Raw genomic sequence first — 8,087 nt, forward strand, 5'->3', positions numbered from 1 at the left:
CATTATTCTCATCGTTGAATCAAGTACTGTTTATTTAACAGAACCAGAAAGAAGCCCGCGCACCAAATAGCGCTGCAAAGTAAAAAAGACGCCCAGTGGTACCGCAATCGATACAAACGCGGAGGCGGTTAAAATTTCCCAATTCCCGCCGCGAGAACCAAGTAATTCACGCAGTCGAGCCGTCAGAACCATGTGCTCTTCACCCGTCCCTAAAAACACCGTTGCCACAAGTAAATCATTCCAAACCCACAAGAATTGGAAGATAGCGAACGACGCTAAGGCTGGAAATGACAGTGGCAGCACGATTCTCATAAATATTTCAAAGTCTGTCGCACCATCAACTCGAGCTGACTCTATAATTTCTCTTGGGAGGCTGGAAATATAATTACGCAATAAGTAAATCGCCAGCGGCAAACCAAATCCCGTGTGCGCCAGCCATATGCCCAAATAGGTTTTCGCTCCTACTCCGAAAAATGCACCAACATCATTATAAAGACGTAAAAGCGGGATCAAGGACATCTGCAATGGCACCACTAGCAAGCCTACCACTACCGCAATTAGCAAATTGCGCCCCGGCATTTTCATCCACGACAATGCATAAGCCGCATACGCCGCGATGAGTATTGGAATAATGGTCGCCGGAATAGTCACCGTTAAAGAGTTAATAAATGAGCGCCCAATCCCTTCCGCGGTTAACACCTCTTTATAGTTGTCCAGTCCAAACTTTGGAGGCACAACAGCGGTATAAAAAACCCGCTTACCACGTTTACCTTTAAACGGCTTTAAGGACGTCATCTTATAATGACCGTCTACCGTCATGCTCAACGTGCCACCATTTTTCATTTCAGCGATTTCACCCGGTTGATAAGCCGTTGGCGCGCGAGATGAAAAACCAAAAGCGTGCACTTGTGTCGGTTTGCCGTCTACCAATACTTGTCCCGCTAAAACATAGACATCACCTTCCTGAACTTGCGAATCTGGTGCGCCTGTTCTATCAACTAAATTTTGTTCTGAATTGGTGAGTGAGGTCCACCAGCCGGTCAGGGCAAGTTGGTCTTTATCTCGAAACGACGAGATAAATAGCCCTGCCGTAGGAAGCGTCCATAAAATGACAATAATAAGGACAGACAAATGCACCAACATCGTTAAAGGAGAACGACGCAGTTTGCTCAAGCTAAATGCCGCTTTACTCACATGGCCAACAGCGGAAGTCGCGGTTTTATCGTTCATTTAACGTCCCTCCATTTGAGCATGGGCTTGGCGCATATTCCAAACCATCACCGGAATGACCGCCACCATAATGATCACCGCAATGGCAGCACCACGACCAAAGTCGCCGCCCCCTCGGAACATCCAATCAAACATCATATTCGCAAGAACCTGTGTGCTCCATTGACCATTCGTCATGGCCAGCACAATATCAAAAACCTTCAAGACCAAAATAGTGATCGTGGTCCATACCACCGCAATAGTGCCCCAAATCTGCGGAATCAATATTTTGAAAAAGATTTGAACACCACTCGCACCATCAAGCACCGCCGCTTCAACGGTTTCTTCAGGAATGCCACGCAACGCCGCCGACAAAATAACCATCGCGAATCCAGTCTGTATCCAAATCAAAATCACCATGAGAAAGAAGTTATTCCAGAAAGGCATCGTGACCCACGCTTCTGCTGTACCACCAAAGAATTCAACAACAGCATTCAGGATCCCAATTTGGTCTGAGCCTGGCGCACGATAGTCGTAGACGAACTTCCAAATAATGGACGCACCAATGAAAGAAATGGCCATTGGCATAAAAATTAGACTTTTTGCAATATTGCCCCAGCTAACTTTGTCGGTCAGCGCGGCAATGACTAAACCAAAAAAAGTCGACGCGGCTGGCACCACTAAAAGCCAAAGAATATTGTTAAACAGTGACTCTCTAAATTCACCATCATTAAACAGCCACACATAATTGCTCATCCCAACAAACTTATCGCCATTGCGATCGTGTAGAGATAAGAACACCGACTCAAAAACCGGATAAACAAGATATAAACCAAGAAACGCTAACGCAGGTCCAAGAAATAACCAAGGCCTTACCGAGGCGGCACGACGCAAATTCTGAGCCATTTTTTGATTAGATACGCCGCGAGCAGGGAAAATAATGCCTAATAGCCAGTTACTGCCTACGAAATAGAAAACGCAAACCGCAACGCCCAGTGCCATGATGAATAAAGAGGAATAAAGTTGTTCCATTACTGCCTCACTTGCAGCCCTAGACTACACAAAAAATACAATCAAAAACCGGCAATCGCTTCACGGTGAACCGATCGCCGGTGATACTACTTTACTGTTGGGTGTAAACACTAAAACCCAATATTGAACTATTCGCTATTTAAGCGCATCCCACGTTTTCTGAATATCGTCAGCCACTTCTTGTGCTGGTTTACCACCACTGTAGTCCACCATACCGGTCCAGAACGCACCCGCGCCAATTTTACCCGGCATTAAGTCTGAGCCATCAAAGCGGAATGTCGTGGCATCAAGCAAGATTTTCCCTTGTTTCTTCAAGGTATCATTGCCATAAGTCTCAACATTCGCGCCTTTGTGAGGCGTTAAGAAACCAGATTGCGCCATCCACACTTCGTGAGCCAGTGCCGACTGTAGGTATTCCATGAACGCACGAGACGCTTTTGAATCCTTAGTAATACTCCACAACGTCCCCGCCCCTAATACTGGCTTACCTAAGTCTTTAGACTCGTAGGATGGGAAGTAGAAGAAGTCTGCATCTTCGCCTAACTCTGTCCCTTCAGGGAAAAAGCTTGGGATAAACGAAGCTTGACGATGCATGTAACACTTCGCTGGCGAAGTAAACAACCCTTTTGGTGAATCACGGAAATCCGTCGCTGCTACCGCTCGCGCACCACCATCAACGAATTGATCATTACGTGTGAACCAACCATATTCTTCGATCGCCTCAACGACTTTCTTATCATTGAATTTAAGCTCGTTCGTGGTCCACTTATCATAGTCAGCTGGAGACTGCGTACGTAACATCATGTCTTCTACCCAGTCTGTCGCGGGCCAGCCCGTCGCGCCACCAGAGCCGACGCCAACACACCATGGCGTTTCGCCATCTTCAACGATTTGTTTGGTCAGTGCTTTCAGCTCTTCCATTGTCTCTGGAACATCATAGCCAGCGTCTTCAAAGTTTTCTGGTACGTACCAAACCAACGATTTCAAATCCACTTTATAGAAGAAGCCAAACAGTTGCTCATTACCCTTTTCATCCGGGAAGGTGCCAAGGTCTACCCAAGAAGAACCAGCCGCGTAGTTTTCTTCAATCCAGTCACTGGTTTTAGGGTCGAGTGGGGACAAAAACCCTTTCGATGCAAGATCGGCGGCAAGACCTGGTTGAGGGAAAATAACAATGTTAGGTGCGCTGCCCGCCTGAACATCAATGGCGATTTGTTGCTCGAATGAATCGGAGCCGGAATACTTAACATCAGCACCCGTGGCGGCTTCAAAGTACGCAATTACGCTTTCAACCAACTCTTTATCTTCGGTCAACCACGGGCCAAAAATAGTGACGGTTTCACCCTTAAGATCCAGTTTCTTCAGCTCTTCGTAGTTTTGCCACGTAAAGCGGTCGTCATCACCCGGGGTAAATTTAAGATCAGCAGCGAATGCGGAAGAAGCAGAAATCGCAACAGCTACTGCAGTAGCAAGTAGGGAGGTTTTCATCGGTCAGACTCCATGTATTAGATACTCTGGTTTATTAAGTCAGTGCTTTGACTCTTTTTATAATAGATTGCTCGGTTTACAACGGATTACTCTGGCGTTTTACTGTGTGCCAAAGAAGCTCAGACATCACCGTTTATACCCACGGTTAATTAGCTAAACTTATAAATTACACATTAAAACCTAATTGATACTTCAACCAGTTCTTATCTGAGTGTTGTGCCTGAGATCATGTTTTACAAACTGCCATCCATCATAGGGTGACCGAGCTCATAATAATCGCTGGCGCCATGAAATTTCACCCACTTTATGTGGCTGAAACACCTTAGACTGTTTGATAAAACTTAGATAACCTAGCCATTATTCCAGTGATTAAAAGAATAAAATAAACCTCTTCTTAACCACAGTTTATCGTTATATGTATAGGTGTCATTCGATGCCACTCTCTTTTGAAGGAGCATAACCATGAGTATGGAACCAAGATGGTGGCACGATGCTGTCGTTTATCAAATCTATCCACGTAGCTTTAATGATTCAAACGGTGATGGCATTGGTGATATTCCAGGCATTATTGAAAAGCTCGATTATATTCAGTCCCTTGGTAGCAACGTTATTTGGTTAAGTCCTGTCTATCAGTCCCCAATGGAAGACAATGGCTATGATATTTCAAGCTATCGGGAAATCGCCGAAGAATTTGGCACCATGGCAGATATGGAAAAGCTGCTGTTTGAAGCCAATAAGCGACACATTAAAATTGTGATGGATCTAGTGGTCAACCATACCTCTGATCAACATCCATGGTTTCAAGAATCCAAAAGCAGTAAAGACAACCCTAAACGCGACTGGTATATCTGGAAGGATCCCAAATCAGACGGCACGCCACCCAATAATTGGGAGTCATTTTTCGAACCACAAGCATGGACACTAGATGAGGCGACGGGTCAGTACTACTTACACCTATTTAGCCATCAACAACCAGACCTAAACTGGGCTAACCCAGACGTTCGACACGCCATTTATGACATGATGCATTTTTGGCTGAAAAAGGGCTTAGGTGGTTTTAGGATGGACGTCATTAATATGATAGGAAAGCCGTCAGACTTTCCAGATGCCACTATCTTTGATGCAGGTGTTGCTGGGTGGGAGCATTGGTCAAACAATCTGCTTGCTCACCAATACCTGCGCGAAATGCACGACCAAGTGTTGCAGCACTATGATGTACTCACCGTTGGTGAAACGCCCTTTACCACCACTTTAGATGGGCGTTACTACTCACATCCTGATCGTAACGAAATCAGTATGATCTTCCAGTTTGAGCACGTCAGTATTGATCGCGAAGAACACAACGCCGTTAAAAAACCCTTCGATCTCGTGCAGTACAAAGAAATCATGTCACGTTGGCAACAAGACCTATATCAGAAAGGTTGGAATAGCGTGTACTGGAGTAATCATGATCAGCCTAGGGCTGTCTCTCGTTATGGTTCTGACTGCCCTCAATATCGTATTATCAGCGCCAAAATGCTCGCGACCGTGCTGCACTGTATGAGCGGTACACCTTACATTTACCAAGGTGAAGAGCTTGGCATGACAAATAAACACTTTGAGTCTATTGAAGAGTTTAATGATCTCATGGCGAAGTTTCATTATGAAAAAATGATGAAAAAGGGTCTGTCGCCAGAAGAAGGGTTAGCGTTTCTTAATGATTTTTCTCGTGATCATGCCCGTGTCCCAATGCACTGGGACAGTAGCAACAATGCTGGATTTACCAACGGACAACCCTGGCTGCCGTTAAATGATAATTATACCGAGATCAATGCTCAACAAGCCGTCAACGACACAGCGTCGATCTATCATCACTACCGCCAACTCATTGAGTTACGTAAAACGCCTCCTTATCGAGATGTGATCGTTTATGGGCGTTATGATCTCATTGAGCCGGAAGACGAACACGTTTATGCCTACTTACGCAGTAACGATCAGCGCGCATTGCTAGTCATTAGTAACTTTACCGACCAAGTTCAAACTCGCCATTACTCATTCGACATTCAAAAATTGGTGCTGAACAATTATCCAGCTGATGAACCCAATTGGACATCCCTCAACGCGGTCACACTAAAACCGTATCAATCGGTTATTCTTGACGTCACATGTTAACGATTAATTGATCATTCTATAAACAACAAGCACTTGGAAGGTCGTGTGCGGCACGGCTTTCTAATTCCCACCGCTCACCCTATCGTAAAGCGATTCCATTAAACATACCGATACTTCCCGCAGCAAAGGACCACAACTTCCAATACTTCCCTGTAACACAACATGAGCAGTTGTGGACGAAATGTTATTATTGGTAACAATTCACAAACCAATAATAACTTTTGTCACCCTATAACAAACAAGATGGAGTTTACATGTCTCAAAGAGAAGTCGTTGTACTAAGCGGTGTGCGTACCGCAATCGCAGATTTTGGTGGAGCATTGAAAGATGTGGCTCCGACTGAACTTGCTGGTCAAGTGATCGCGGAAGCCGTAAAAAGAGCCAATATCGCCCCCGAAGATGTGGGTCATTGTGTTATCGGCAGCGTCACGCATAGTGACCGACGTGATATGTACATGAGCCGTGTCGCCGCACTAAAAGGGGGCTTGCCAATCGAAACACCAGCGCTAACCGTTAACCGACTCTGCGGTTCTGGGCTTCAGTCTATTGTTTCTGCGGCACAAATGATTCTGCTGGGCGACTGTGATGCCGCGGTTGCTGGCGGAGCCGAGTCAATGACACGCGTCCCTTACTGGTCCCCTAGCGCACGATTTGGGTCAAAAATGGGGGATACTCAACTTATCGATCCTATGGTCGGTGCCCTCACCTGCCCAATTAACGATACCCACATGGGGATCACCGCTGAGAACTTGGCCGAGCAGTACAATATTAGCCGAGAAGAACAAGATGCTTGCGCTTTAGAAAGCCATCGACGTGCACAACGTGCCATTGAAGAACAGCGCTTTGGCGACCAAATCCTACCTATTGCACTAAAAACTCGTCGCGGTACCACGCTATTTGATACCGACGAACACGTCCGCTTTGATGCAGAGGTAGAGAATTTTTCTAAATTGCGCCCTGCCTTTAAAAAGGAAGGGACCGTCACCGCCGGCAACGCATCAGGAATCAACGATGGCGCAGCGGCACTAGTGCTTATGGAAAAAGCCGCCGCCAAAGCGAAAGGGCTCAAGCCAATGGCAACCATGTTAGGCTATGCTATCGCCGCCGTTGATCCTGCAATTATGGGCATTGGCCCTGTACCAGCAGTTCGACAGTTGCTCGATAAGACGGGGGTTAGCGTCGATGACATTGACATTTGGGAAGCCAACGAAGCATTCGCTGCGCAAGCCCTTGCTGTGACCAAAGGGTTAAACCTCGACCCTGAAAAAGTGAACCCAAATGGCTCAGGGATCAGTTTAGGTCACCCTATTGGTGCTACGGGATCGCTTATTTCCGTTAAAGCCCTTTACGAGCTTCAACGCACAAACGCTCGCTATGCGGTTGTCACTATGTGTATTGGCGGCGGTCAAGGTATTGCTGCGCTTTTTGAACGATATCAAGACTAGCACCAAGATTATCATTCTACAGATAGACGCTATTCAGCGTCTATCTCATTCCAGTTCACATGTTTACACACCGCCTCTACCTCGCTGTCCTTTCTGTCGCTGTCGGAAGACAATAAGATAGATCGTTTTGGCTATATTGAGTCAGATGGGTGATCACAGACGGGAGATTAGGTAAGCTAAAACAGTGTTGCCCAGAAACGTTTTTAAAAATTGATCAGACTCTATTGTCCTCCGACAACAATGTCTAGATATAGAGCGAGCATAGGGTCAGATAGAGTTTTAAAGTAGGTAGTGGTTAGGGGGATTTGTCGATCTTAATTACACATCCCTGTGTAATGTATTCTGAATGTCAGCTGGCTTTAAAGCGCTTCATAAATTGACTAAAGCGTGGAATCAGGCTTTGCACAGTCGGCGCATCGGGAATCTCATTTACAAAAATCATAAAGCGCTGTGCTTTACTTTTATCACCTTGAGCAGTCCCTGCTAGTATTGCTTGAGCTAAAATTACATGCTCAGCGGTAACGTCCTTATTCGAAAATTCGTGAATCAACATAGAAAATCCTAATAAGTATAAATACGGATCTAATAATACAATATATTGATGTTTATATCGATAGCTTATGGCATTCATCAATGTCAGATTTGTGTGAAAGCAAAACAGTGATGTGCATCATCAATACTGGACAGTGAGCTTAGTGACTTTCCATACTTACCGCTTATGCTAATTCGTGATTTGCTAATACTTGGCTCTCCGAAACTCAT

At 45.5% G+C, this 8,087-nt stretch carries 6 protein-coding genes; 2 read left to right on the plus strand and 4 right to left on the minus strand.

Annotated features, from left to right (window positions below; genetic code table 11):
- Positions 1 to 30 precede the first annotated feature (30 nt).
- From M9196_RS05540 to M9196_RS05550, 3 genes are all read right to left on the minus strand, one after another.
- Entirely contained in the window at positions 31 to 1,230 is a 1,200-nt protein-coding gene (locus M9196_RS05540; RefSeq protein WP_250616530.1) for a carbohydrate ABC transporter permease, read from the minus strand.
- On the minus strand, positions 1,231 to 2,241 hold the full coding sequence (locus tag M9196_RS05545; protein ID WP_250616531.1) for a carbohydrate ABC transporter permease: 1,011 nt from the start codon (positions 2,239 to 2,241) through the stop codon (positions 1,231 to 1,233).
- A gap of 135 nt (positions 2,242 to 2,376) precedes the next feature.
- Positions 2,377 to 3,729, minus strand: a complete 1,353-nt coding sequence (locus M9196_RS05550) for an ABC transporter substrate-binding protein (protein WP_250616532.1) — start codon at positions 3,727 to 3,729, stop codon at positions 2,377 to 2,379.
- 468 nt (positions 3,730 to 4,197) lie between these two features.
- Here M9196_RS05550 and M9196_RS05555 point away from each other — a divergent pair, with 468 nt between their 5' ends.
- Both M9196_RS05555 and M9196_RS05560 read left to right on the plus strand, forming a co-directional pair.
- Positions 4,198 to 5,880: a glycoside hydrolase family 13 protein gene (locus M9196_RS05555; protein ID WP_406707626.1), complete on the plus strand. Its 1,683-nt coding sequence runs from the start codon at positions 4,198 to 4,200 to the stop codon at positions 5,878 to 5,880.
- 254 nt (positions 5,881 to 6,134) lie between these two features.
- A complete protein-coding gene (locus tag M9196_RS05560; protein ID WP_250616534.1) occupies positions 6,135 to 7,325 on the plus strand; it encodes an acetyl-CoA C-acyltransferase family protein in 1,191 nt (396 codons plus the stop codon).
- A 349-nt stretch (positions 7,326 to 7,674) separates the two neighbouring features.
- Here M9196_RS05560 and M9196_RS05565 read toward each other — a convergent pair whose 3' ends face one another.
- A complete protein-coding gene (locus tag M9196_RS05565; RefSeq protein WP_171735609.1) occupies positions 7,675 to 7,878 on the minus strand; it encodes a pyrophosphatase in 204 nt (67 codons plus the stop codon).
- Positions 7,879 to 8,087 lie beyond the last annotated feature (209 nt).

It is taken from the genome of Vibrio methylphosphonaticus, assembly GCF_023634655.1.
GTDB lineage: Bacteria > Pseudomonadota > Gammaproteobacteria > Enterobacterales > Vibrionaceae > Vibrio > Vibrio methylphosphonaticus.

What these genes read in the sequence shown, in the direction of transcription:
- M9196_RS05540 (WP_250616530.1), bottom strand. Translation starts at nt 1,230, where the DNA reads ATGAACGATAAAACCGCGACTTCCGCTGTTGGCCATGTGAGTAAAGCG.
- M9196_RS05545 (WP_250616531.1), bottom strand. Translation starts at nt 2,241, where the DNA reads ATGGAACAACTTTATTCCTCTTTATTCATCATGGCACTGGGCGTTGCG.
- M9196_RS05550 (WP_250616532.1), bottom strand. Translation starts at nt 3,729, where the DNA reads ATGAAAACCTCCCTACTTGCTACTGCAGTAGCTGTTGCGATTTCTGCT.
- M9196_RS05555 (WP_406707626.1), top strand. Translation starts at nt 4,198, where the DNA reads ATGGAACCAAGATGGTGGCACGATGCTGTCGTTTATCAAATCTATCCA.
- M9196_RS05560 (WP_250616534.1), top strand. Translation starts at nt 6,135, where the DNA reads ATGTCTCAAAGAGAAGTCGTTGTACTAAGCGGTGTGCGTACCGCAATC.
- M9196_RS05565 (WP_171735609.1), bottom strand. Translation starts at nt 7,878, where the DNA reads ATGTTGATTCACGAATTTTCGAATAAGGACGTTACCGCTGAGCATGTA.